General features: G+C 64.3%; 20 protein-coding genes. 6 read left to right on the top strand and 14 right to left on the bottom strand.

Annotated features, from left to right (window positions below):
• Window positions 1-171: 171 nt before the first annotated feature.
• The gene (locus LPJ38_RS00650; RefSeq protein ID WP_145630801.1) at window positions 172-591 is read left to right on the top strand and encodes a PaaI family thioesterase; all 420 of its coding nucleotides are present in this window, start codon (window positions 172-174) and stop codon (window positions 589-591) included.
• Window positions 592-738: 147 nt separating this feature from the next.
• On the opposite strand, the gene LPJ38_RS00645 is transcribed toward LPJ38_RS00650, so the two are convergent.
• Window positions 739-1,623 carry a LysR family transcriptional regulator gene (locus tag LPJ38_RS00645; protein ID WP_145630802.1) on the bottom strand — a complete coding sequence of 295 codons (885 nt, stop codon included), beginning with the start codon at window positions 1,621-1,623 and terminating at the stop codon, window positions 739-741.
• Window positions 1,624-1,745: 122 nt separating this feature from the next.
• Here LPJ38_RS00645 and LPJ38_RS00640 point away from each other — a divergent pair, with 122 nt between their 5' ends.
• Window positions 1,746-2,378 (top strand): pyridoxamine 5'-phosphate oxidase family protein, encoded by a 633-nt coding sequence (locus tag LPJ38_RS00640; RefSeq protein WP_145630803.1) that lies wholly within the window; start codon window positions 1,746-1,748, stop codon window positions 2,376-2,378.
• 261 nt (window positions 2,379-2,639) lie between these two features.
• Here the strand turns inward: LPJ38_RS00640 and LPJ38_RS00635 are convergent, their stop codons facing one another.
• Genes LPJ38_RS00635 through LPJ38_RS00625 form a run of 3 tightly spaced genes read right to left on the bottom strand, consistent with a single transcriptional unit; the run spans window position 2,640 to window position 6,185 of the window.
• A complete protein-coding gene (locus LPJ38_RS00635) occupies window positions 2,640-3,371 on the bottom strand; it encodes an ABC transporter ATP-binding protein (protein ID WP_145630804.1) in 732 nt (243 codons plus the stop codon).
• Window positions 3,368-5,137 (bottom strand): branched-chain amino acid ABC transporter ATP-binding protein/permease, encoded by a 1,770-nt coding sequence (locus LPJ38_RS00630; protein ID WP_145630805.1) that lies wholly within the window; start codon window positions 5,135-5,137, stop codon window positions 3,368-3,370. Before LPJ38_RS00630 ends, LPJ38_RS00635 begins: the two co-directional genes overlap by 4 nt.
• Window positions 5,138-5,144: 7 nt before the next feature.
• Entirely contained in the window at window positions 5,145-6,185 is a 1,041-nt protein-coding gene (locus LPJ38_RS00625) for a branched-chain amino acid ABC transporter permease (protein WP_167520384.1), read from the bottom strand.
• 172 nt (window positions 6,186-6,357) lie between these two features.
• Between LPJ38_RS00625 and LPJ38_RS00620 the strand changes: the two genes are divergently transcribed.
• Window positions 6,358-6,879, top strand: coding sequence for a MarR family winged helix-turn-helix transcriptional regulator (locus tag LPJ38_RS00620; protein ID WP_145630806.1), 522 nt, complete (start codon window positions 6,358-6,360; stop codon window positions 6,877-6,879).
• A gap of 118 nt (window positions 6,880-6,997) precedes the next feature.
• Here the strand turns inward: LPJ38_RS00620 and LPJ38_RS00615 are convergent, their stop codons facing one another.
• From LPJ38_RS00615 to LPJ38_RS00570, 10 genes are all read right to left on the bottom strand, one after another.
• A complete protein-coding gene (locus LPJ38_RS00615) occupies window positions 6,998-8,281 on the bottom strand; it encodes a glycerate kinase type-2 family protein (protein ID WP_145630807.1) in 1,284 nt (427 codons plus the stop codon).
• Window positions 8,282-8,473: 192 nt separating this feature from the next.
• Window positions 8,474-9,703 (bottom strand): ABC transporter substrate-binding protein, encoded by a 1,230-nt coding sequence (locus LPJ38_RS00610; protein ID WP_145630808.1) that lies wholly within the window; start codon window positions 9,701-9,703, stop codon window positions 8,474-8,476.
• A 172-nt stretch (window positions 9,704-9,875) separates the two neighbouring features.
• Entirely contained in the window at window positions 9,876-11,105 is a 1,230-nt protein-coding gene (locus LPJ38_RS00605; RefSeq protein WP_145630809.1) for an ABC transporter substrate-binding protein, read from the bottom strand.
• Between the two features lie 252 nt (window positions 11,106-11,357).
• On the bottom strand, window positions 11,358-12,584 hold the full coding sequence (locus tag LPJ38_RS00600; protein ID WP_145630810.1) for an ABC transporter substrate-binding protein: 1,227 nt from the start codon (window positions 12,582-12,584) through the stop codon (window positions 11,358-11,360).
• Between the two features lie 119 nt (window positions 12,585-12,703).
• Window positions 12,704-13,939, bottom strand: coding sequence for an ABC transporter substrate-binding protein (locus LPJ38_RS00595; protein WP_145630811.1), 1,236 nt, complete (start codon window positions 13,937-13,939; stop codon window positions 12,704-12,706).
• A gap of 39 nt (window positions 13,940-13,978) precedes the next feature.
• A complete protein-coding gene (locus LPJ38_RS00590; RefSeq protein ID WP_145630812.1) occupies window positions 13,979-14,998 on the bottom strand; it encodes a branched-chain amino acid ABC transporter permease in 1,020 nt (339 codons plus the stop codon).
• Window positions 14,999-15,000: 2 nt separating this feature from the next.
• A complete protein-coding gene (locus tag LPJ38_RS00585; RefSeq protein WP_060737194.1) occupies window positions 15,001-15,879 on the bottom strand; it encodes a branched-chain amino acid ABC transporter permease in 879 nt (292 codons plus the stop codon).
• A gap of 13 nt (window positions 15,880-15,892) precedes the next feature.
• A complete protein-coding gene (locus tag LPJ38_RS00580) occupies window positions 15,893-16,606 on the bottom strand; it encodes an ABC transporter ATP-binding protein (RefSeq protein ID WP_145630813.1) in 714 nt (237 codons plus the stop codon).
• Complete coding sequence (locus LPJ38_RS00575) at window positions 16,603-17,400, bottom strand: ABC transporter ATP-binding protein (protein WP_145630814.1); 798 nt, start codon at window positions 17,398-17,400, stop codon at window positions 16,603-16,605. Before LPJ38_RS00575 ends, LPJ38_RS00580 begins: the two co-directional genes overlap by 4 nt.
• Window positions 17,401-17,466: 66 nt before the next feature.
• A complete protein-coding gene (locus LPJ38_RS00570) occupies window positions 17,467-18,333 on the bottom strand; it encodes an IclR family transcriptional regulator (protein WP_167520385.1) in 867 nt (288 codons plus the stop codon).
• A gap of 131 nt (window positions 18,334-18,464) precedes the next feature.
• On the opposite strand from LPJ38_RS00570, the gene LPJ38_RS00565 reads away from it, so the two are divergent.
• From LPJ38_RS00565 to LPJ38_RS00555, 3 genes are all read left to right on the top strand, one after another.
• Window positions 18,465-20,561: a 3-hydroxyacyl-CoA dehydrogenase NAD-binding domain-containing protein gene (locus tag LPJ38_RS00565; RefSeq protein WP_145630816.1), complete on the top strand. Its 2,097-nt coding sequence runs from the start codon at window positions 18,465-18,467 to the stop codon at window positions 20,559-20,561.
• A gap of 109 nt (window positions 20,562-20,670) precedes the next feature.
• Window positions 20,671-22,353 (top strand): dicarboxylate--CoA ligase PimA, encoded by a 1,683-nt coding sequence (gene pimA / locus LPJ38_RS00560; RefSeq protein WP_145630817.1) that lies wholly within the window; start codon window positions 20,671-20,673, stop codon window positions 22,351-22,353.
• Entirely contained in the window at window positions 22,350-23,537 is a 1,188-nt protein-coding gene (locus tag LPJ38_RS00555; protein WP_145630818.1) for an acetyl-CoA C-acyltransferase, read from the top strand. Before pimA ends, LPJ38_RS00555 begins: the two co-directional genes overlap by 4 nt.
• Window positions 23,538-23,585 lie beyond the last annotated feature (48 nt).

Genomic DNA, 23,585 nt, shown 5'->3' with positions numbered 1-23,585 from the left:
ATCCAGAGATGTCTCCGCGGAGACAGTCTGGATTGCTTCGTCGCAAGAGCTCCTCGCAATGACGGTGCAGCCGTTTCAAACGCCCGCGCAAACTTCGTTTGAAACTTTGTAATTGATGCAACTGTCAGCCACATCGCGTTCAATGCCGGCAACCAGCAACGCGAGACTTCCATGCCCACCCCCGACATCCCCGCCGGCTTCGAGCCACACTTCCGCAAAGCCCCGCTCACCGATCCCTGGGAGCCGCTCTATTCGAAGAAGACCGAGAAGGGCGTCACCGTGGGACTGCGCCTGGCGACGCCGCACACCAACGCACGCGGGCTGATCCATGGCGGGCTGATCGCGGCGCTGGCCGATGCCGCCATGGGTTATAGCTGTGCCCAGGCGACGGGCTGGACGACGTCGTTCGTCACGATCTCGCTGTCGGTAGATTATGTCGGCGCGGCCGAGATCGGCCAATGGCTCGCGGTCGAAGGCGACGCGATCAAGACCGGCTCCACGATTTGCTTCGCGCAGTGCCTTGTGAAGGCCGACGACACCGTGATCGCGCGCGCCAGCGGGACGTTCAGGGTGGTGCCGAAGAAGGGCTGAGGCTCTCGTGCCCCGGACGCAGCGCAGCGCCTCTTCGGCGGTGCGCTGCAGAGCCGGGGCCCATCCATCGATATGGTACAGTGCAGCCATCTGGGTCCCGGCTCTGCGGTGCGGCACTTCGCGCCGCACCGCGTCCGGGACACGAATTCACACAAACCTCCACTCCGCCGTCTCCACCACGAGATCGACGAAGGCACGCACCTTGGCCGAGAGCAGGCGCGAAGTCGGATACACGATGTGGATCGGCAGTGCCGGTTGTTCATATCCGGCGAGCAGGATCTTCAGCCGTCCGCGCTTCAGGCCATCGGCGGCCTGATAGGCGAGCACGCGCGTCACGCCCCCGCCGGCCTCGGCATATTGCAGCGCTGCGTCGGCGCTGTTGCTGATGAAGCGAGGGGATAACGGCACCGCGATGTCGCGGCCGTCGCGCATGAAGCGCCATTCGGACCAGGGGCCGAACTGGACGGTCTGGTGCCCGGCGAGCGCCTCTGGCGTCTTCGGCTCGCCGTGACGCTTGAGATAGCCGGGCGAGGCCACCACGATCCGCCGCATCTCGCCGACCTGGCGCGCGACCAGCGAGGAATCGGCGAGATGGCCGATCCGGACGGCGGCGTCCACCGCGTCCTCGACCAAATTCACCAGATGGTCCGACAGCCGCAATTCGCAAGCGACTTCGGGATAGCGCTTGAGATAGGCGGTCATGACCGGCCCGACATGTAGCCGACCGAAGCCGACCGGAGCCGACACCACGAGGCGTCCGCTGGGCCGGTTGCGCTCCTGCCGCGCCGAGCCGTCGGCCTCCTCGACATCGGCAAGGATGCGCCTCGCGCGCTCCAGGTAGCGCGTGCCGACGTCGGTCAGCGTCACCTGCCGGGTGGTCCGCTGCAACAGCCGCGCGCCGAGATGCTCCTCCAGCGCCGCGATCAGGCGCGTCACCGCCGAGGGCGACAGGCGCAGCTTGCGCGCCGCCGGCGCAAAGCCGCGCAGATCGGCGACGGTGACGAAGACGTGCATGGCTTCGAGCCGGTCCATGGTATTATTGCATATATTGCAACGATGAAGTGTCAAGCGGCGCGATTGTTTTAGCGGCCGACTAGTCCATCTTAACTGGCGAAAGACGCAGGAATGCGCCCTGAACTTCAGGAGATGTTCCGATGACGACAGCAGTCCACACTTTCGCGAGCGACGTCGCCTTCTCGCCGGCGGTGAAGGCGATCCAGGCGCGCAAGGGCTCGCGCGAGGCCTATGCGCGCAGCGAGCAGCGCGGCTGGCGCACCGAGGTCGATGACAACCTTGCGGCCTTCCTCGCCGAGGCCAACAGCTTCTACTTCGCCACGGCTTCCGCGGACGGCCAGCCCTATATCCAGCATCGCGGCGGGCCCAAGGGCTTTCTCAAGGTGCTGGACAAGCGGACGCTCGCCTTCGCCGACTATGCCGGCAACCAGCAATTCATCACCCAGGGCAATCTCTCGGAGAACCCCAAGGCCTATATCTTCGTGATGGACTACGCCCATCGCCGCCGCGTGAAGATCTGGGGCGAGGCGCGAATCGTTGAGGACGACGAAGCGCTGACCACGTCGCTGATGCCGAAGGGCTACCGCGCGCGCCCCGAGCAGGTGATCCTGTTCAAGATCGCAGCCTGGGACACCAACTGCCCGCAGCACATCCCGCAGAAGTTCGATGCCGGCGATGTCGCGGCAGCGCTGGCCGCGAGGGATGCAAGGATCGCGGAGCTGGAGGCGGAGGTGGTGGCGTTGAAGGAGGAGAAGAGGACAGGAGGTTCGTAACGCGCCGCTCGTTTACCCTCCCCCTCAAGGGTAGGGTAATCGCATTTGAGAGCTATTTCTGCGGCCATCCTTCGACGCCCGCTTTAAGCGGGCTCCTCAGGATGAGGACGGAGTGCGTGGTTTGCAGTTTAAAAAGTCACCGACGCTGATTAGCCTCATCCTGAGGAGGCGCGTCAGCGCCGTCTCGAAGGACGAGGCGTGCGCACCGGCCGCCACTACAAGTCATATGCGATAGCCCTGCCCTCAAGGGGAGGATAAGAGTCACAACACACTTTCGCCTTCGTGCTGGAAGCCGAGATAGCTCGCCGCGACCCGCTCGTTCGCGGCGATGTCGCTGGCCTTGCCGCTGAGCACGAATTCGCCGAGCTCCATCACATAGGCCTGGTCCGCGATCTTCAGCGCGGCCTGCGCATTCTGCTCGACCAGCAGCACGGAGACGCCGCTGGCGCGCAGTTCGGTGACGATGCGGAAGATGTCGGCGACGATGATCGGGGCGAGGCCCAGGCTCGGCTCGTCCAGCATCAGGAGCTTCGGCTCGCCCATCAGCGCGCGGCCCATCGCGAGCATCTGCTGCTCGCCGCCGGAGAGCGTGCCGGCGAGCTGCTTGCGCCGCTCCTTCAGCCGCGGAAATAGCGCGTACACCCGCTCCATCGAGGCTTTCGCCTTGCTCCGCTCGATGCGGAAGGCGCCAAGCTCGAGATTGTCCTCGACATTCAAGGTCACGAACAATTCGCGATGTTCAGGGACGAGGCCGAGGCCCATCGCGACGCGATCCTCGATGTCGAGCCGGCCGAGGTCCTGGCCGGCAAAGGCGACGCGGCCCTTCAGCGGCAGGATGCCCATGATGGCCGAGAGCAGCGTGGTCTTGCCGGCGCCGTTGGCGCCGACAATGGTGACGATCTCATTCGCGCCGACCTCGAGCGAAACCGAGCGCACGGCCTCGACCTTGCCATAGGCGACATGCGCGTCGGCGACGGACAACAGCGCGCTCATGCCGCCACTCCGAGATAGGCCTTGATCACTTCCGGGTTGGTCTTGATCGTGGCGGGGGTGCCCTCCGCGATCTTGGTGCCGAAATCGAGCACCACGATACGGTCGGCGAGGTTCATGACGAAGCCCATGTCGTGCTCGACCAGCAGCACGCTCATGCCGCCGTCGCGCAGCTCACGCAGTAGCGTTGCCAGCCGCTGCTTCTCCATGTGGCGCAGGCCCGCGGCCGGCTCGTCGAGCAGCAGCAGCATCGGATCGACGCACAGCGCGCGGGCGATCTCGACGATGCGCTGCTGGCCGAGCGAAAGGCTGCCGGCGAGCTGGTGCATCTGCTCGGTGAGGCCGACGCGCTCGATCTGCCGGGCGGCTTCCGCGAGCAGCTTGGCCTCGTCGGCGCGGTCGAGCCGCAGCATCGAGGAGACGGGGCCGGCATGGCCCCGCAGATGCGCGCCGATCGCGACGTTCTCCAGGACCGTCATGTCAGGCACCAGCTTGACGTGCTGGAACGTGCGAGAGATGCCGAGCTTGACGATCTCCTGCGGCGGCGCCTTGTCGACCTTGCGGCCCAGCACCGAGATCGAGCCGGAGGTCGCCGACAGCACGCCGGTGATCAGGTTGAACGTCGTGCTCTTGCCGGCGCCGTTCGGGCCGATCAGCGCGACGATCTCGCGGGCGTGGACGTCGAAGGAGACGTTGTTGACCGCGACCACGCCGCCGAACTGCTTCCGCGCCTTGTCGACCTGGAGCAGGGTGTTGGACTCGCCGGGTGCGCGGGCGCGATGCTCCAGCTTCAGCGAGGTGTCGGGCGTCTTGCCACCGGTGCGCTCGGGCAGGAACGACATCAGCCAGGGCCAGAGGCCGCCGGGCGCGAGCTGGAGCAGCGCCACGAGCATGATGCCGAACACGATGGTCTCAACCTGGCCGGAGCCGGGCAGGAGCAGCGGCAGATAGCTCTGCAGCACCTCCTTCAGGATCACGACGATCGCCGCGCCCAGCACGCCGCCCCAGACATAGCCGGCGCCGCCGACCACGGCGATGAAGAGGTACTCGATGCCCATATGCGCGCCGAACGGCGTCGGGTTCACCGCGCGCTGAAGATGCGCGTAGAGCCACCCCGAGAGCCCGGCGAGCACGGCGGCGTGGATGAACACCAGGAGCTTGGCGCGCGGCGTGTGCACGCCGAAAGCTTCCGCCGCGACATGGCCGCGCCTGAGCGCGCGGATGGCGCGGCCGGTGCGGGAGTCCAACAGGTTCATCGTCAACAGCGCCGAGACGATCACGGCGATCCAGATCGCGTAATAGATCGAGCCGGGCGAGAGCATCTTGAACGTGCCGATCGACAGCGGTGGGATCGCCGAGATGCCGTCGTTTCTCCCCAGGAATTCCAGCTTGCTGAAGAGATAGAACAGCCCGAGCCCCCAGGCGATGGTGCCGAGCGGCAGGTAATGGCCGGACAGGCGGACGGTGATCAGGCCGAGCAGCACTGCGAACACGCCGCTGACCAGGAGCGACAGCGGCAATGTCAGCCAGGGCGACACGCCATAGGCCGTCGACAGCACCGCGGTGGTGTAGGCGCCGAAGCCGACGAAGGCGGCTTGTCCGAAGGAGGTCAGGCCGCCGACGCCGGTCAGCAGCACGAGGCCCATCGCGACGAGGGCGGCAAGGCCGATATTGTCGAGCAGCACGATCCAGAACGGTGGCATGCCCGGGATGAACGGGATCACCGCCATGACGGCTGCGAAGACGAGGATGGGAAGCCGGCTTTGCATCTTAGCCTCAGTCCTTCTCTTCCTCGACCGCGGGCGCGGCGAGCGAGCGCAGCAGCAGCACGGGGATCAGCAGCATGAAGACGATGACCTCCTTGTAATTGGAGGCGTAGAAGGACGAGAACGCCTCGACGGTGCCGACGACCAGCGCCGCGACGGCGGTGAGGGGGTAGCTGACCAGGCCGCCGATGATCGCGGCGACGAAGCCCTTCAGGCCGATCAGGAAGCCGGAGTCGTAGTACAACGTCGTGATCGGCACGATCAGGATGCCCGAGAGCGCGCCGATGACGGACGCGAGCAGGAAGGCGATCTGTCCCGACAGCGTCGTGCGGATGCCGGCGAGCCGCGCCCCCAGCCGGTTCACCGCGGTCGCGCGCAAAGCCTTGCCGTACAGCGTCAGGCCGAAGAACAGCCAGAGCCCGACGATGAAGGCGATGGTGATGGCGTAGACGGTGATGCTCTGGCCGGTGAAGCGTAGCGCGCCCGCGGTGAAGGCGCCGGACAGCACGGCCGGCCCGCGCTGGCCTTCGGCCCCGAAGAACAACAGGCCAAGGCCCTGGAGCGCAAGGTGGACGCCCACCGAGGCGATCAGCAGCACCAGCACGGAGGTGTGCGCCAGCGGCTGGAACGCGATGCGGTAGAGATAGAGGCCGATCATCGCCACGATCACCAGCGACAGCGCGATGCAGACCGCGATCGGCGGCTTCTGGGCGGCGAAGTACAGGGTCAGCGCCAGCACGATGGCCGGCAGCACGACGTTGGCGATCACGCTGCGCAGGATCAGGCGGCCGTGCAGGGCCTTGCGCGCGACGAACAGGTCGAAGGCGAAGGCGCCGATGCCCAGCGCCAGTGCGAGCTTGGCCGTGCCCGGCATCTGGCCCGCCGCCAGCGAGGCGTAGGTCAGCGCGCCATAGGTGACGAATTCGCCCTGGGGAATGAGGATGACGCGGGTGACGGCGAACACCAGCACCAGCGCCAGGCCGAGCAGCGCATAGATCGCGCCATTGGTGATGCCGTCCTGCACCAGGAACAGCATGATGGTGGTATTCAAGACCGGACGCTCCCCCTAATCCGGACCGGTCCCCGCGATTGTGGTGGACGGTCCGCTCACAGCCATTGAAAAACGCTGACGATATTTGATATGGTCCATAACAATTATCAAATATAACATCAAGGGTGGGGACGACCCATCCCGAATTTAGCGGGATTACGAGCACGAGGCGATGACCGTTTCCAAAACCGCTGAAAAGTTCTCCGAAAAGCCGGCCGACGCGGCCAAGGGCCGCAAGGACGCAGGCGAGCCGCAGACGGAGGCCCTCCAGCTCGGCGAGCTCTCCGAACAGCTGGGCTACGTCCTGAAGCGGGCCCAGCTCAAGGTGTTCGAGAACTTCCTGCGCTGCATGTCCTCGCTCCAGCTGACGCCGGCGCAATTCTCCGTGCTGCTGCTGGTCGAGAAGAATCCCGGCCGTAACCAGACCGAGATCGCCTCGACACTCGGCATCCTCAGGCCGAACTTCGTGGCCATGCTCGACAATCTCGAGAGCCGCGACCTGTGCGCGCGGATCCGCTCCACGAACGACCGCCGCTCGCACATCCTGGTGCTCACCGACAAGGGCAAGGCGGTGCTGGCCCGCGCCAAGAAGCTCGTCGCCACCAAGCACGAGGCGCGGTTGAACGATTTGCTCGGGCAGAGCAACCGCGAAGCCTTGCTTACGATGCTCGCGAAGATCGCCAACGAGTTTTGAGGGGCTCTCCACGTCCGCGTCATGCCCGGGCTTGTCCCGGGCATCCACGTCTATCTGGAGTGGGGAAGGCGTGGATGGCCGGGTCGAGCCCGGCCATGACGGAGGAAATACCTCGACCTCAATCCACCAAAATCACCCGGATGTCGTTCACATTGGTCAGCGTCGGGCCGGGCTGAAGCAGATCGCCGGTCGCCTCGAAGAACGTCGTCGCGTCGTTGTTGTCGAGATAGGCCTGCGGCTCGAGCCCCTGCGCCTTCATCTTCGCGAAGGTCGCCGCGTCGATCAGCGCGCCGGCGGGGTCGGTGGGATGACCGGCGCCGCCGTCGGCGCCGTCGGTGTCGGCGGCCAGCGCCGAAATGTTTGGCGTGTCCTTCAGGAGGCCGGCGAGGGCCAGCGCGTATTCCTGGTTCGGGCCGCCGCGCCCATTGCCGCGCACGGTGACCGTGAGCTCACCGCCGGACAGGATCGCGACGCGCTTGCCTTGCGCGCGGGCTTCAAGCGCGAGCCTGGCATGATCGGCGGCGACTTCGCGCGCCTCGCCTTCGAGATCGGCGCCGAGATCGATGGTCTCGAAGCCGGCCTCGCGCGCGAGCTTGACGGCGGCGTCGAGCGATTGCTTGGGCCGCGCGATCAGCTCGAACTGCGCGCGTGCAAAGGCCGCGTCGCCCGGCTTGCAGCTTTCATTGGCGGAATCGTCGAGCGCGCGGCGCACGGCATCGTCGATGTCGAGCTTGTATTTCGCGACGATCGCGCGCGCATCGGCGAGCGTCGTCGGGTCCGGCACGGTGGGGCCGGAGGCGATCGCGGAAGGATCGTCATGCGGCACGTCGGAGATCGCCAGCGTCACGATCTCGGCAGCGTTCCTGCCGGCGCGCGCGAGACGGCCGCCCTTGATCCGCGACAAATGCTTGCGCACCACGTTCATCTCGCCGATCGGCGCGCCTGAACGGAGCAGCGCCTTGTTGACCGCCTGCTTCTGCGCGAAGCCGATGCCCTCCACCGGCGCGATCCAGTTCGCCGAGCCGCCGCCGGTGAGCAGCACCAGCAGCAGATCGTCGGGGCCGGCCTCGCCCGCAAGCGCGAGCGTGTCGGCGGCGCCCTTCAGCCCGGCCTCATCCGGCACGGGATGTCCGGCCTCGACCACGCGGATGCGGCGGGTCGGCACGCCGTAGCCGTGGCGCGTGGTGGCGATACCGACGAGGCGCTCCGGCGCGAGCTTCAGCGTGTCGAGATAGTGCCGTTCGGCCGCAGCCGCCATCGCGCCGGCGCCCTTGCCGGCGGCGAGGCAGATCACGCGTCCCTTCGGCGCGGGGCGCAGATGCGGCGCCAGGATCATATTCGGATGGGCGGCGGCAACGGCGGCGTCGTAGAGCGAGCGGAGCAGGGGACGGCGGTCGGTCATGACGAAAGGCCTTGGTAGACGGGAGAGATCAGCGGGTGGGCGCCGCCGGTCACATGCCTAGCGCATCAGGCGCGAAAGCGTAAGCAGGCTTTGCCATCATTCGATTGTGCGATCGCGTGATCATGATCGGCGCACAAGCAAAAGCCCCCTGCGCCATCGGCGCAGGGGGCTTGTATCGCTGGTTCCTCGCGACTAGCCGCCGGCGTCGGCGCTGATCACGTCCCCGAACAGATCCCACTTGTCGCCCTTGAACTTCATGAGCTGGAGCGAGCTGATCGGTGCGAAGTCGTTCGCGCCGGTGTTGATCTTGATGCCGGGCAGCAGCACTTCGGTGCGGAAGTCCTTCAGGCTCGCCGCCTGCTTCATGACGTTCTCGCGCGTGAGATTGTCGCCGCACTTCTTCAGTACCTCGACCAGCGTCTGTGCCACGCCGTAGCCGACGATGGTGCCGCCGTCGAGCTTGTCGCCTTCGGGGAAGTACTTCGTCATGAACTCCAGGAAGGCTTTCATGCCGGCGTCGTCCTTCCACTGCGGGTCGGACACGTCCTTCAGGTAGGCGGCCGAGATGATGTCCTGCGAATTCTCGAAGCCGGCGGGCTTGATCACGCTGCCGACCGAGGCCGAGACGTTGTTGAGGAAGTGCGTCGGCTTCCAGCCGATTTCGGAGATCTTCTTGATCGCCTGCGCCGCGAATTTCGGCGTGGTGATGTTGACGAAGACGTCGGCGCCGGTCGCCTTCAGCTTGACGATGTGGTTGTCGATGGTCGGCTCCGATGTCTCGTAGCTTTCCTCCAGCACGATCATGCTTGCGGCCTTGGCCCCCAGGCCGTCCTTCAGGCCCTTCAGATAGTCCTTTCCGTAATCGTCGTTCTGGTAGAGCACGCCGATCTTGGCGTTCGGCATCGCCTTCAGGATGTACTTCGCGTAGATCTGCGTCTCGCTCTGGTAATTGGGCTGCCAGCCCATCGTCCACGGGAAGTTCTGCGGATCGTTCCACTTGGTGGCGCCGGTGGCGACGAACAGCTGCGGCACCTTCTTCGAGTTCATGTATTTCTGGATCGCCGAGTTCGGCGGCGTGCCGAGCGAGTTGAAGACCAGCAGCACCTCGTCGCTCTCGACCAGCTTGCGGGCCTGCTCCACCGTCTTCGGCGGCGAATACGCGTCGTCGTAAGAAACGAAGTTGATCTTGCGGCCGTTGATGCCGCCCTCTTCGTTGATCTTCTTGAAATAGGCGGCTTCGGTCCGCCCGATGATGCCGTAGGCGGAGGCCGGTCCGCTGTAGGGCATGATGTTGCCGATCTTGATCTCGGTGTCGGTCGCGCCGGTATCGTATTTCTTCTGGGCAAATGCGGTGGATGTCGTGGCCGCAAAGAGCACGAGCGCCAGTGAAGCGGCCGCAAGCTTGCCGGTGACAGCGGGCATTCCAATCTCCCTATTTTTTCTTGATGTGTGTGCGTCCCTTTTCTTGACTTGATTGTTTTTGGTGACGTGGCCGCAATTCAATACGATTTGGTGGGCGCCTTCAAGAAAAAGCCCCTGCGACGACGCCGCAGGGGCTGCTTCTTTAGTAGTCATTGGGGGCAAGACCGCGCCCTTAGCCGCCCACGTCGCTACTGAGGACGTTGCCGAACAGCTCCCAGCTTTCGCCCTTGAAGCGCATGAGCTGCACTTGGGATAGCGGCGCGAAGTCGGTGGAGCTCGTGTTAACCTTGATACCCGGCAGCAGGCCGCCGGGCTCAAAGTCCCGGATGGCGGCTGCCTGCTTCATGACGTTAGCTCGAGTCAGATCGTCGCCGCACGCCTTCAATACATGCACGAGACCCTGGGCTACGATGTATCCATACATCACCGCCGAATCCGTGCGGTTGGCTTCCGGATAGTACTTGTCGAGGAACTCATTCCAGGCCTTCATCGCCGGATCGTTCTTCCATTGCGCGTCGGTCGCATCCTTGTAGTAGTTCGAGGAGATGATGCCTTGCGAGGCCTCGAAGCCGGCCGGCTTCATGACGCTGCCGATGGAAATCGAGACGTTGTTGAGGAAATGCATCGGCTTCCAGCCGATCTCATGCATCTTCTTGATCGTCTGAGCTGCAAATTTCGGCGTGGTGACGTTGAAGAACACGTCAGCATCCGTCGACTTCAGCTTGACGATGCTGGAGTCGATGGTCGGCTGCGCCACCTCGTAGCTTTCCTCGGCCACGATCATCGACGCCGCCTTGGCGCCCAGGCCGTCCTTCAGGCCCTTGACGTAGTCTTTGCCGTAGTCGTCATTCTGATAGAGGATGGCTATCCTGGCGCCTGGCCTTTCCGTCAGAATGTACTTTGCATAGATGCGGGCTTCAGTCTGGTAGTTCGGCTGCCAGCCCATCGTCCAAGGAAAGTTCTGCGGGTCGTCCCATTTGGTGGCGCCGGTGGCGACGAACAGCTGCGGCACCTTTTTCGCGTTCATGTATTTCTGGATCGCCGTGTTCGGCGGCGTGCCGAGCGGGTTGAAGATGAGAAACACCTCGTCGCTCTCGACCAGCTTGCGCGCCTGCTCCACGGTCTTCGGCGGGGAATAGGCGTCGTCATAGGTGATGAAGTTGATCTTGCGACCGTTGATGCCGCCCTCCGCGTTGATCTTGCGGAAATAGGCCTCCTCGGTCTTGCCGATCACACCATAGGCGGAGGCCGGTCCGCTGTAGGGCATGATGTTGCCAATCTTGATCTCGGTGTCGGATGCGCCGGTGTCGTATTTCTTCTGTGCCGATGCTGCCGTGGACAAGGCGGCAGCCAGCAGGAAGGCGGCCGAAAAGGCTGCCAACCGCACGTGCATTGCAGGCATCTTGTTCTCCCTGGGTCGGTTGAATGTGTCGATTGTTCTTGATTTGGGAGCGATCGTTGCGCGCCGCTCTGCCCCACATTCAATACCCATCCATCGCGGCCAGCAAGAAAAAGCACGCCTGGGCCACCGTCACAGGATGTACAATTGATTTGGAGCCTACGGAATATTCCGGCGCGTGAGATTTTGCGCGCCGTTAATCAATTGCGCTTAAATTGCCGATGCAAGGCGGAGCTATCTTGAATTGCGCGACGCTCAGTGCCCGAGCTCGCTCGAGATCACATCGCCGAACAGCTCCCACTTCCTGCCTTTGAAACGCATCATCTGGAGCTGCTCGATCGGGGCGAAATTGTCCGGCGCGGTGTTGATCTTGATCCCGGGCAAGAGCGTATCGGGCTCGAAATCCTTCAAGGAAGCGGCCTGCCTCATGACGTTCTCGCGGGTGAGATCGTCGCCGCACATCTGCAGCACCTTCACCATGGTCTGCGCCGCGGCATAGCCGAACACGACGCCGGCATCGAGCTTGTTGGCCTTGGGCTCGTACTGCGCGAGGAAATTGTAGAACTTCCTCATGCCGTCGTCGGCGTTCCATTGCGGGTCGGAGCCGTCCTTGGCGTAGCTCGCCGACAGGATGCCTTGCGAGATCTCGAGGCCGGCCGGCTCCAGCACGCCGCCGACCGAGGCCGAGACGTTAGAGATGATCTGCATCGGATGCCAGTTGATCTCCGCCGCCTTCTTGATTCCCTGCGCGGCGAATTTCGGGCTGGTGATGCTGATGAGGATGTCGGCGCCCGTGGCCTTCAGCTTCACGACGTGCTCGTCGATCGCCGGCTCGGATGTATCGTACGGTTCTTCCAGCACGATCATCGAGGCCTTCGGTCCCAGCCCGTCCTTCAGTCCCTTCAGATAGTCTTTGCCGAAATCGTCGTTCTGGTAGAGCACGCCGATCTTGCCGTCCGGCTTCTCCTTCATGATGTATTTGGCATAGATGCGCGCCTCGCTGACGTAGCTCGGCTGCCAGCCCATGGTCCAGGGATACTGCTTGGGGTCGTTCCACTTCGAGGCGCCGCTCGCCACGAACAATTGCGGCACCTTCTTCTCGTTCATGTATCTGCGGATCGCATTGTTGGTGGATGTTCCGAGCGAGCCGAAGATCAGCAGCACGCCGTCGCTCTCCACCAGCTTGCGCGCCTGCTCCACCGTCTTCGGCGGCGAGTAGGCGTCGTCATAGGAGATGAACCTGATCTTGCGGCCGTTGATGCCGCCCTCGGCATTGATCTTGTTGAAATAGGCCGCCTCGGTCTTGCCGATCGCGGCATAGGCGGAGGCGGGGCCGCTATAGGGCATGATGTTGCCGATCTTGATCTCGGTGTCGGAGGCGCCGGTATCGTATTTCTTTTGCGCCAAGGCCCCGCTGCTCATCGCAGTGCACAATGCGAAGGCGGCCGAGAAGGTCGCAACCTGAAAACGAACGGCGATCATTGTTCTCCTACCCCGGGCTGGATCGGCGCCGCATTGAACAAGATTGACGCCGGCCGTCAACAAAAAGCCCCCGCGGTCGCCCGCGGGGGCTTATCAACTCGAATTGTCGCGTCAGCGCTTCACTCGGAGGCGACGTCGCCGCTGATGATCTCGCCGAACAGTTCCCACTTCTCGCCCTTGAAGCGCATCATCTGGAGCTGCGCGATCGGAGCGAAGTCGGTGGCACTGGTGTTGATCTTGACGCCGGGCAGCAGGGTGTCCGGAGCGAAGTCCTTCAACGCGGCGGCCTGCTTCATGATGTTGGCGCGGGTGAGATCGTCGCCGCACATTTCCAGCACCTTGGCGAGCGTCGACGCTGCGCCGTAGCCGTAGACCATGCTGGTATCCGACTTGTCGGCGCCGGGCATGTATTTGTCGACGAACTCGTTCCACTTCTTCATGCCGGGGTCGTTGGCCCATTGCGGATCCGTCGAGTCCTTGGCATAGGCCGCCGACAGCACGCCCTGCGCGTTCTCGAAGCCGGCCGGCTTCATCACGCTGCCGACCGAGATCGACACGTTGGTGAGGATCTGGAGCGGCTTCCAGCTGAGCTCGGCGGTCTTCTTGATGGTCTGGGCCGCGAACTTCGGCGTGGTGTAGATCAAGAGCACGTCGGGATTGGCGGCCTTGATCTTGACGATGTGGCCGTCGACCGACGGCTCGGACACCTCGTAGCTCTCCTCCATGATGATCATGGACGAGGCCTTGGCGCCGAGGCCGTCCTTGGTGCCCTTGAGGTAGTCTTTGCCGAAATCGTCGTTCTGGTAGAGGATCGCGACCTTGGCGTCCGGCTTCTCCTTCATCAGCCATTTCGCGTAGATCTGCGCTTCGCTCTGGTAGGAGGGCTGCCAGCCGATGGTCCAGGGGAAGTTCTTCGGATCGTTCCACTTGGTGGCGCCGGTGGCGACGAAGAGCTGCGGGATCTTCTTGGCGTTGAGGTATTTCTGGATTGCCGTGTTCGAGGGCGTGCCGAGCGGGTTGAACACCACCAGCACCTCGTCGCTCTCGACCAGTTTGCGCACCTGCTCGACGGCCTTCGGCGGCGAATAGCCGTCGTCATAGCTGACGAAGTTGACCTTGCGGCCGTTGATGCCGCCCTTGTCGTTGATCATCCGGAAATAGGCTTCTTCGGTCTTGCCGATGACGCCATAGGCCGACGCCGGACCGCTGTACGGCATGATGTTGCCGATCTTGATCTCGGTATCGGACGCACCGGTGTCGTATTTCTTTTGGGCGAGTGCAGCGCCGGAGGTGAGGGAAATGGCCGCCGTTGCCGTGACCAGCGCGGCGGCTCGCAGTGTTCTTCCAAAAAGCAATTCGATCTCCTTCTTCAATGAACGCCTGGATGAGAGTCTTCAGTTCTTCCTGATCTTGCCGGCGAGTTGCTGGCCCAGGATCGCGATCTGCCGTGCGCCATGCGGCACCAGGTAGATGACGAGGAACAGGAGGACGCCGAACACGGCGCCGGAGAGGCCCTTCGAGATGCTCTCCGCCATGTTCGGCACGAAGATGATGAAGGCCGCGCCGACGAACGAGCCGGGCAGCCAGCCGACGCCGCCGACGACCATGCCGAGGAACAGCGAGATCGCGAGCGTGATGGTGTAGCTGTCGGGCGCGACGAATTGCACGGCGATGGCGCCGAGCGAGCCGGCGACGCCGGTGATGCCCGCGGACACCCCGAAAGCCAGTGTCTTGTAGAGCGCGACGTTGACGCCCATCGAGGAGGCTGCGATCTCGTTGTCGCGGATCGCCATGAAGGCGCGGCCCGAGCGGGAGCGCAGCAGGTTCACCGAGAAGATGTAGATCGCGATCGTCACGATGAGCGTGAAATAGTACAGCCACATGTCCTGCGACATCGGCAGGCCGAACGGCGCATCCGGCTTGGTGACGACGAGGCCCTGCACGCCGCCGGTCCAGTGCTCGAGGAAGTTCAGCTTGAGCAGCTGCGGCATTGCGGTGGCGAGTGCGAAGGTCGCGAGCGCGAGATAGATGCCCGATAGCCGCAGCGCCGGCTTGCCGAACAGGTAGCCGAACCCGAAGCAGATCGCCGCGGAAATCGGAATGGTCAGCGCATAGTTGACGTTGGCATGCTCCATCAGCACCGCCGAGGTATAGGCGCCGACGGCGTAGAATGCGCTCTGGCCGAGCGAGAACTGGCCGGAACCGCCGGTCAGGATGTTCAGCGCCAGCACCGCGAGTCCGTAGATCAGAAGCATCGTCATCTGGAAGATGATGAAGTTCTTGACGAACATCGGCACGACCAACAACGCCGCCAGCACCACCAGCGAGGTGCCGGTGCCCAGCGTCATGGCCCGCTTCGGAACCGCCTCGACCGCCTGGTGGCCTTCGGCGACGACTTCTTCTGCTGCGCTCATGATCAAACTCGCTTGACGATTGGCCGGCCGAACAGGCCAGCGGGTTTGACGACCAGGACGGAGATGATCAGCGCGAGCGCGATCGGGAGCTTCAGTTCGTTGCCGACGCCGGGGATGTAGGTCCCGGCGAGGTTCTCGAACACGCCGACCAGGAAGCCACCGACCACGGCGCCGAACGGGCTCGACAGTCCGCCGAGCACTGCGGCGGCGAAGCCATAGATCAGCACGCCGCCCATCATGTTGGGCTCGAGGAAAACGACCGGAGCGATCAGCATGCCGGCGATCGAGCCGATCGCGGTTGCCATGCCCCAGCCGAGCGCGATCATCCAGCTGGTGTTGATGCCGACGAGGCGGGCCGATTCAGGCACCGAGGCGGCGGCGCGCATCGCAAGACCGATCCGCGTGTACTGGAAGAAGAAATACAGCGCGAGCAGCAGCGCAATCGTGACGCCGATCATGCCGGCCTGGTGGGTGGAGATCAGCTGGCTGCCGAGGAACGGTGCGGAGCCGAACGGGGTCGGATATTGCTTGATCGTGAAGTCCCAGATCAGGCCGGCCGAGGAGTTGATGATCGCAAACAGCGCGATGAAGCCGGCGACATTGGTCAGCACCGGTGCTTTCGCGAGCGGCTTGAACAGGATGCGCTCGATCGCGATCCCCGCGACGAAGGAAAATGCCAGCGTGATCAGGAAGGCGGCCCAGTAGGACACGCCCCACTGCATCAACTGCCAGGAGATGAAGGTCGAGAACATCGCCATCTCGCCTTGCGCGAAGTTGAGATGATCGATGGCCTGGTAGATCATGACGACGGCCAAGGCCATGCAGGCATAGATCGCGCCCGTGGCGATGCCGGCCAGGACCTGGTTGGTGAACAGCTCCATTGTCCCGGCTCCCTCAGTAACCCAGATAGGATTTGCGGATTTCTTCGTTGTTCGCGATGTCCTTGGCTTTACCGGACATCACGATACGCCCCGTCTCGATCACATAAGCCTGGTCGGCGAGTTCGAGCGCGAGTTGCGCGTTCTGCTCGACCACGAGGATCGACACCTTGTCCTCGCGGTTGATCTTGCCGAGGATGCCGAACAGGTCACGCACCACCAGCGGCGCGAGGCCGAAGGACGGTTCGTCCAGCAGCATCAGGCGCGGCCGCAGCATCAACGCGCGCGCGACCGCGAGCATCTGCTGCTCGCCGCCGGAGAGCGTGCCGGCCTGCTGGGTGTGGCGTTGCTTCAGGACCGGAAAATGCGCATACATGCGCTCGATGTCGGAGACGATGCCGGCGCGATCCTTGCGGGTGATGGCCCCCAACTGGAGATTCTCCTCCACCGTCATATTGGTGAAGGTGCCGCGGCCTTGCGGCACGTGGGCGATGCCGAATCGCACGATGCTCTCGGTGGAGCGGTTGTTCAGCGGCTGACCCTCGAACTCGACGCCGCCGGTGGAGCGCACCATGTTGCAGATCGCACGCAGCGTGGTGGTCTTGCCGGCGCCGTTGGCGCCGAGCAACGTCACAAGCGAGCCCTCGTTGAGCGAAAAGGACAGGCCATGGAGCGCCTGGACCTGGCCGTAATAGGCGCGCAGATCCTTGACGTTGAGCAGTGGCGTCATTGGTCTTTGCTCCCGAGATAGGCCTTGATGACGTCGGGATCGGCCTGCACCTGAGCCGGCGTGCCTTCCGCGAGTTTCTTGCCGAAATTCAGCGCGACGACGTGGTCGGCGATCGACATCACGAGACCCATGTGGTGCTCGACCAGCAGCACGGTCATGTGGCGCTCGTCACGGATTTTGCGGATGAGGTCGCCGAGCACATGGACTTCCTCGTGATTGAGGCCGCCGGCGGGTTCGTCGAGCAGCAGGATCTTCGGATCGGCCGCCAACGCACGTGCCAGCTCGACCCGCTTCTGCGTACCGAACGGTAGGCCGGACACGACCGTATGGGCGACGTCCTCGAGATCGAGGTAAGCAAGGATCTCGTAAACCTTCTTGTTGACGGCGCTCTCGCTGCGCCGGACCCAGGCAAGCTTCAGGGAGTCGCTGATGATGTCGCTGGAGGTCTTCGAATGGGCGCCGACGCGGACGTTGTCCATCACCGAAAGGTTGGGAAACAGCGCCACGTTCTGGAAGGTGCGGCCGATGCCGATCTCGGCGATCCGGTGCGGCGGCCGCGTCAGGATGCTCACGCCCTCCATCAAGATGTCGCCGGACGACGGCTGATAGAGCCGCGAGAGACAGTTGAAGAGTGTAGTCTTGCCGGCGCCGTTGGGACCGATCAATCCGAGGATGGCTCCCTTGTGCATGTCGAAGGACACGCCATTGAGCGCGACGATACCGCCGAACACGACACTGACGTCGCGAACGGCGAGCAGGGGCGACGTCCCCTGCGCGAGCTGTGCCTGCGTCATCTCGTCTCGCCCACGCGATTCAGTGGGCGATGGTGCGATGCGAACCGCTCCCGGCGATGACAAAGACTATCTGATCCCCTCGGCCACGCGTGCAACTCTTCCTCCTGATCTCAGCTTTTTGCTGGTTTCTTTTTTGGATTGCGGCATCAGACCCCCGAGTGCCGCTTCGATGTTCCTTACCATCGCGAGCAGACGCGGTCCAATGTCGTTGATCAAGCGCTCTTCCGTGAAGCGGAATGCGGGCGCGCCGCAGTTGAATGCGTAAGGTCCAGTTCCGTCGTTGAGCTTGAGCGCGACGCCGGCGGCGCCGATGTCGTCGTGCCAATCGCCCACGGAAATTGCAAAGCCGTATTTCGCTACGGTCTCTCCGGAACGCTCCAATCCATCGCGCATCTTCGGCCAGCGGCTGCCGTAGTGCTCGCGCAGCAGACGCGAGAGCTCCGCACGATCGTCAGCGTCGAGTGCCCAGAAATAGGCGCGGCCCATCGCGCTGGTTGCAATCGGCACGCGAGAGCCGACGTCAAGTTGAACGCCGACGGTCTCGCTGCCGCGGCTCTGCCCGAAATAGATCATGCTATGACGATCGCGGCCGCCGACGGCGACGGCGCCGCCGGTCGCGCGCATCAATTCCTCGCGAAACGGCTCGGACAAATGTCGAACACCGAGATTGGCGAGTGCGGCGTAGCCGAGCGACATCGCCGCGGGGGTGAGCTGGTACTTCTCGAACCGGGGAACCGGCGTCAGATAACCGAGCTTTGTCAGCGTATAGGTCAGCCGCGACACGGTCGGCTTGGGCAGATTTGTCCGCGCCGCGATCTCTTGATTGCCGAGAAGGCCGTCATTGGGTTGGAATGCGCGCAATACGTCCAGTCCGCGGGAAAGCGCGACGACGAAATTCCGATCGGTCGCAGTCTTCTTTCCTGTACGCTTCATCCCTGATCTGCTTCTTGCGCGGAGTCGTTGACAACGTCCGTGCTTCAAAATAACCCTGCCGTCAAGATGCGGAATTAAATTCCGCACCGCGAAATCGACAAAAGCATATAGCCCCACCAAGGAGGGACACCGTGAGCGAAGTGGTCAAGCTTGAGCGTCATGACGAAGTCGGCATCGTCACGGTCAACAGTCCTCCGGTCAATGCGCTGAGTGCCGCAGTGCGCGGCGGAATCCTGGAGTGCATCAAGGCCGCTGTCGCCGATCCTGCCATCAAAGGTATCGTGCTGACCTGCGCCGGCCGCACCTTCATCGCGGGCGCCGACATCACCGAGTTCGGCAAGCCGCCGAAGCCGCCGGCGCTCAACGACGTGTTGTCCGAAATCGAGAATTCGCCGAAGCCGGTGGTCGCCGCGATCCACGGCACCGCGCTCGGCGGCGGCCTCGAGGTTGCGCTCGCCTGCCATTTCCGTGTCGCGGTGAAAGAGGCCAAGCTCGGCCTGCCCGAGGTGAAGCTCGGCCTGCTGCCGGGCGCGGGCGGCACCCAGCGCTTGCCGCGCGCGGTCGGTCCCGAGCTCGCCGTCAAGATGATCGTCGGCGGTGATCCGATCGGCGCTGCGGAAGCGCTGAAGAACGGCCTGATCGAGGAGATCGTCGAAGGTCCGGCCTCCGGCGGCGAGGCCTTCGTGCGCAAGCTGCTCGCCGAGAAGCGTCCGCTGCGCCGCCTGCGCGATGACGATTCCAAGCTCGCGGCGGCCAAGGCCGATCGCTCGATCTTTACCAATGCGGTTGCCGCCATGACCAAGAAGTCGCGCGGCCTGGAGGCGCCGTTCGCGGCAGCCGACGCCGTCGGCTACGCCATTGACCTGCCCTTCGACGAGGGCCTGAAGAAAGAGCGCGAAGGCTTCCTCAAGCTCGTCACCAGCGAGCAGTCCAAGGCGCAGCGCTACGCCTTCTTCGCCGAGCGCGAAGCCAACAAGATCGCGGGCGTGCCTGAGGGCACCAAGGGGCGGCCGGTGAACCGCGTCGCCATCCTCGGCGCCGGCACCATGGGCGGCGGCATCGCGATGTCCTTTGCCAATGCCGGTATCCCGGTCACCCTGATCGAGACCGCCGAGGAGCAGCTCAAGCGCGGCATGGGCATCATGCAGAAGAACTGGGAGGCGACTGCAGCGCGCGGCGGCATTCCGGCCGATGCGCCCGCCAAGCGCATGGCGCTCATCGACGGCAAGGTCGGCATCGAGAATGTCGGCGATGCCGACCTCATCATCGAGGCCGTGTTCGAGACCATGGCGGTGAAGAAGGAAGTGTTCGGCAAGCTCGACCAGTACGCCAAGCCGGGCGCGGTGCTCGCCTCCAACACGTCCTATCTCAACATCGACGAGATCGCGAAGTCGACCAAGCGTCCGCAGGACGTGCTCGGCATGCACTTCTTCTCACCGGCTAACGTCATGAAGCTGTGCGAGATCGTGCGCGCCGACAAGACCGCGCCGGACGCGCTGGTCACCGCAGTGACGATCGCACGCAAGATCGCGAAGGTGCCGGCCGTGGTCGGCGTCTGCGACGGCTTCGTCGGCAACCGCATGCTCGCCCAGCGCAGCAAGCAGTCCGAGAAGCTGTTGTTCGAAGGTGCCTTGCCGCAGCAGGTCGATGCCGTCGTCACCAAGTTCGGCATGCCGATGGGGCCGTTCGCAATGGGCGATCTCGCCGGCCTCGACATTGGCTGGCGTTCGCGCAAGGACCGCGGCATCAAGTCCGAGATCGCGGACGCGCTGTGTGAGGCCGGCCGTTTCGGCCAGAAGACCGGCAAGGGCTACTACAAGTACGAAGCCGGTTCGCGCGCTCCGATGCCGGATCCGGAGGTCGAGAAGCTGATCGACGAGACGCTGCTGCGCCTGGGGCGCAAGAAGCGCGTCGTCAGCGACGAGGAGATCCTCGAGCGCATGATGTATCCGATGGTCAACGAAGGCGCGAAGATCCTCGAAGAGGGCATCGCCGCGCGACCCTCGGACATCGACGTGGTCTGGCTCTACGGCTATGGCTGGCCGATCTATCGCGGCGGCCCGATGTTCTGGGCCGACAGCGTCGGCCTCAAGCACATCGCCGACCGCCTGGCCTTCTACGCCAAGGAGACCAACGACCCCAGCCTCGAGCCCGCCCCGCTGCTGAAGAAACTCGCGGCGGAAGGCAAGACCTTCGCCTCGCTGGCGGCTGGGTCGAAGGCGGCGTGAGGGTTGGCGTCATTCCGGGGCGATGCGCAGCATCGAACCCGGAATCTTGAGATTCCGGGTTCGCCCTTCGGGCGCCCCGGAATAACGGTCTGTGTGGTTTAGAGAAGCAATGACCCATCCCGGCGAACAATATTATCCCGAGGGCGTGCGTTGGGACGACACCATCGTCCAGGGCACGCTCCCGGACCTGCTGTCGAAGGCCGCCGCCGAGTACGGCCCGCGCGCCGCGCTGGAATTTCGCGACCGCGCCATCTCCTACGCCGATCTCGCCGCGCGAGCCGAGCGTGCGGCTGCGGCGTTCCTTCGCGCCGGCTGCGGCAAGGATTCCTCCGTCGCGCTGTTCCTCGGCAACACGCCGGATCATCCCGTCAGCTTCTTCGGTGCGCTGAGGGCCGGCGCCCGCGTCGCGCATCTGTCGCCGCTCGACGGCGAGATTGCGCTGACGCACAAGGTCTCCGATTCAGGATCGCGGCTGCTGGTCACCTCGAACCTCAAGGCGCTGCTGCCGACCGCGCTGAAATTCCTGGAGAAGGGCCTGATCGACCGCCTCGTCGTCTGCGAGGACGATGATTGGGGCAAGGTCGGCACGCCGCAGGCCGCGATCCCCAACGATCCCCGCATCGTCACGTTCAAGACCTTCGTCGAGGGCGCGGCCGTGCCCGCAGCATGGCCGAACGTCGGGGCCGACGACGTCGCGCTGCTGCAATATACCGGCGGCACCACCGGCCTGCCCAAGGGCGCGATGCTGACGCATGGCAATCTCACCTCGGCGGTGTCGATCTACGACGTCTGGGGCAAGCCGTCGCGCGCTGCACGTGGCGACGTCATCGAGCGCGTGATCTGCGTGCTGCCGCTATTCCACATCTATGCGCTCACCGTGGTGCTGCTGTCCTCGCTGCGCCGCGGCAATTTGATCTCGCTGCATCAGCGCTTCGACGTCGAGGCCGTGATGCGCGACATCGAGATCAAGCGCGCGACATATTTTCCGGGCGTGCCGACGATGTGGATCGCGATTGCCGCACTGCCGGACCTCGACAAGCGCGATTTCTCCTCGCTCGCCACCATCGGCTCCGGCGGCGCGCCGCTGCCGGTCGAGGTCGCGAGCTTCTTCGAGCGCAAGGTCGGCAAGAAGCTCAAAAGCGGCTGGGGCATGACCGAGACCTGCTCGCCCGGCACCGGCCATCCGCCCACCGGCCCCGAGAAGCCCGGCTCGATCGGCCTGATGTTGCCCGGCATCGAGCTCGACGTCGTCGCGCTGGACGACCCGAGACGCGTGCTGCCGCCGGGCGAAGTCGGCGAGATCCGCATCAAGGGCCCGAACGTCACCAGAGGCTACTGGAACAAGCCGGAGGGCTCCGCGGACGCCTTCGTCGACGGCCGCTTCCTCACCGGCGACATCGGCTATATGGATGCGGACGGCTATTTCTTCCTGGTCGACCGCAAGAAGGACATGATCATCTCCGGCGGCTTCAACGTCTATCCGCAGATGATCGAGCAGGCGATCTACACCATTCCCGGTGTGCACGAGGTCATCGTGCTCGGCATTCCCGACCCCTACCGCGGGGAAGCCGCAAAAGCCTTCATCAAGCTCAGGCCCGAGGCAAAGCCGTTCTCGCTCGACGAGCTGCGCAGCCAGCTCGCGGGCAAGCTCGGCAAGCACGAATTGCCGGCCGCGGTCGAGTTCGTCGACGATCTGCCGCGCACGCCGGTCGGAAAGCTGTCGCGTCACGAGTTGCGCCAGCAGCAGAAACCGTCACAATCCACTCAACAAACATCAGGAGGTCGCTCTTGACCGACGCCGTCATCGTTTCCACCGCCCGCACCCCGATCGGAAAGGCCTATCGCGGCATGCTCAACGCCACCGAGGGGGCGACCCTGCTCGGCCACGCCATCGGCGAGGCCGTCGCGCGCGCCAAGGTCGATCCGAAGGAGGTCGAGGACGTCGTGATGGGCGCAGCGCTGCAGCAGGGCGCGACCGGCGGCAACATCGCCCGCAAGGCGCTGCTGCGTGCCGGCCTGCCCGTCACCGTCGCCGGCACCACCATCGACCGGCAATGCGCCTCGGGCCTGCAGGCGATCGCGCTCGCCGCGCGCTCGGTGATCTTCGACGGCGTCGAGATCGCGGTCGGCGGCGGCGGCGAGTCGATCAGCCTGGTGCAGAACGACAAGATGAACGGCTTCCACGCCCAGGACCCGGCGCTGCTCAAGATCAAGGGCGAGGTCTACATGCCCATGATCGACACCGCCGAGGTCGTCGCCAAGCGCTACGGCATCTCGCGCGAGAAGCAAGACGAATATTCGCTGGAGAGCCAGCGCCGCACCGCGGCTGCCCAACAGGGCGGCAAGTTTAGGGACGAGCTCGCGCCGATCACCACGCAGATGGCGGTCACCGACAAGGCGACGGGTGCCGTGTCGATGAAGGAGGTGACGCTGTCGCAGGACGAAGGTCCGCGTCCCGAGACCACCGCCGAAGGCCTCGCCGGCCTCAAGCCGGTGCGCGGCGAAGGCTTTTCGATCACCGCCGGCAATGCCAGCCAGCTCTCCGACGGCGCCAGCGCCTCCGTGATCATGAGCGACAAGGAAGCTGCCAAGCGCGGCCTCAAGCCGCTCGGCATCTTCCGCGGCTTCGTCTCCGCGGGCTGCGAGCCGGACGAGATGGGCATCGGCCCGGTCTTCGCCGTGCCGCGCCTCTTGAAGCGCCACGGCCTCACCGTCGACGACATCGGCCTGTGGGAGCTGAACGAGGCCTTCGCCGTGCAGGTGCTGTATTGCCGCGACAAGCTCGGCATCGACCCCGAAAAGATCAACGTCAACGGCGGTGCGATCTCGGTCGGCCATCCCTACGGCATGTCCGGCGCACGCCTGACCGGCCACGCGCTGATCGAAGGCCGCCGCCGCAAGGCGAAGTACGCGGTCGTGACGATGTGCGTCGGCGGCGGCATGGGCGCTGCCGGATTGTTCGAGGTGTTGCAGTAGTTCGCTGTCGTCCTGGCTTCCGCCGGGACGCTGACAAGAAAAGTTTCG

Source organism: Bradyrhizobium daqingense, from assembly GCF_021044685.1.
Taxonomy (GTDB): Bacteria; Pseudomonadota; Alphaproteobacteria; order Rhizobiales; family Xanthobacteraceae; genus Bradyrhizobium; species Bradyrhizobium daqingense.
This window is presented reverse-complemented; position numbering and strand designations above follow the sequence as displayed.

Coding starts and splice junctions, on each gene's coding strand:
- LPJ38_RS00640 (WP_145630803.1), top strand. CDS start 1,746: ATGACGACAGCAGTCCACACTTTCGCGAGCGACGTCGCCTTCTCGCCG.
- LPJ38_RS00620 (WP_145630806.1), top strand. CDS start 6,358: ATGACCGTTTCCAAAACCGCTGAAAAGTTCTCCGAAAAGCCGGCCGAC.
- LPJ38_RS00570 (WP_167520385.1), bottom strand. CDS start 18,333: ATGAAGCGTACAGGAAAGAAGACTGCGACCGATCGGAATTTCGTCGTC.
- LPJ38_RS00585 (WP_060737194.1), bottom strand. CDS start 15,879: ATGGAGCTGTTCACCAACCAGGTCCTGGCCGGCATCGCCACGGGCGCG.
- LPJ38_RS00575 (WP_145630814.1), bottom strand. CDS start 17,400: ATGACGCAGGCACAGCTCGCGCAGGGGACGTCGCCCCTGCTCGCCGTT.
- LPJ38_RS00645 (WP_145630802.1), bottom strand. CDS start 1,623: ATGGACCGGCTCGAAGCCATGCACGTCTTCGTCACCGTCGCCGATCTG.
- LPJ38_RS00610 (WP_145630808.1), bottom strand. CDS start 9,703: ATGCCCGCTGTCACCGGCAAGCTTGCGGCCGCTTCACTGGCGCTCGTG.
- LPJ38_RS00605 (WP_145630809.1), bottom strand. CDS start 11,105: ATGCCTGCAATGCACGTGCGGTTGGCAGCCTTTTCGGCCGCCTTCCTG.
- LPJ38_RS00650 (WP_145630801.1), top strand. CDS start 172: ATGCCCACCCCCGACATCCCCGCCGGCTTCGAGCCACACTTCCGCAAA.
- LPJ38_RS00580 (WP_145630813.1), bottom strand. CDS start 16,606: ATGACGCCACTGCTCAACGTCAAGGATCTGCGCGCCTATTACGGCCAG.
- LPJ38_RS00600 (WP_145630810.1), bottom strand. CDS start 12,584: ATGATCGCCGTTCGTTTTCAGGTTGCGACCTTCTCGGCCGCCTTCGCA.
- LPJ38_RS00590 (WP_145630812.1), bottom strand. CDS start 14,998: ATGAGCGCAGCAGAAGAAGTCGTCGCCGAAGGCCACCAGGCGGTCGAG.
- LPJ38_RS00615 (WP_145630807.1), bottom strand. CDS start 8,281: ATGACCGACCGCCGTCCCCTGCTCCGCTCGCTCTACGACGCCGCCGTT.
- pimA (WP_145630817.1), top strand. CDS start 20,671: ATGACCCATCCCGGCGAACAATATTATCCCGAGGGCGTGCGTTGGGAC.
- LPJ38_RS00630 (WP_145630805.1), bottom strand. CDS start 5,137: ATGCAAAGCCGGCTTCCCATCCTCGTCTTCGCAGCCGTCATGGCGGTG.
- LPJ38_RS00635 (WP_145630804.1), bottom strand. CDS start 3,371: ATGAGCGCGCTGTTGTCCGTCGCCGACGCGCATGTCGCCTATGGCAAG.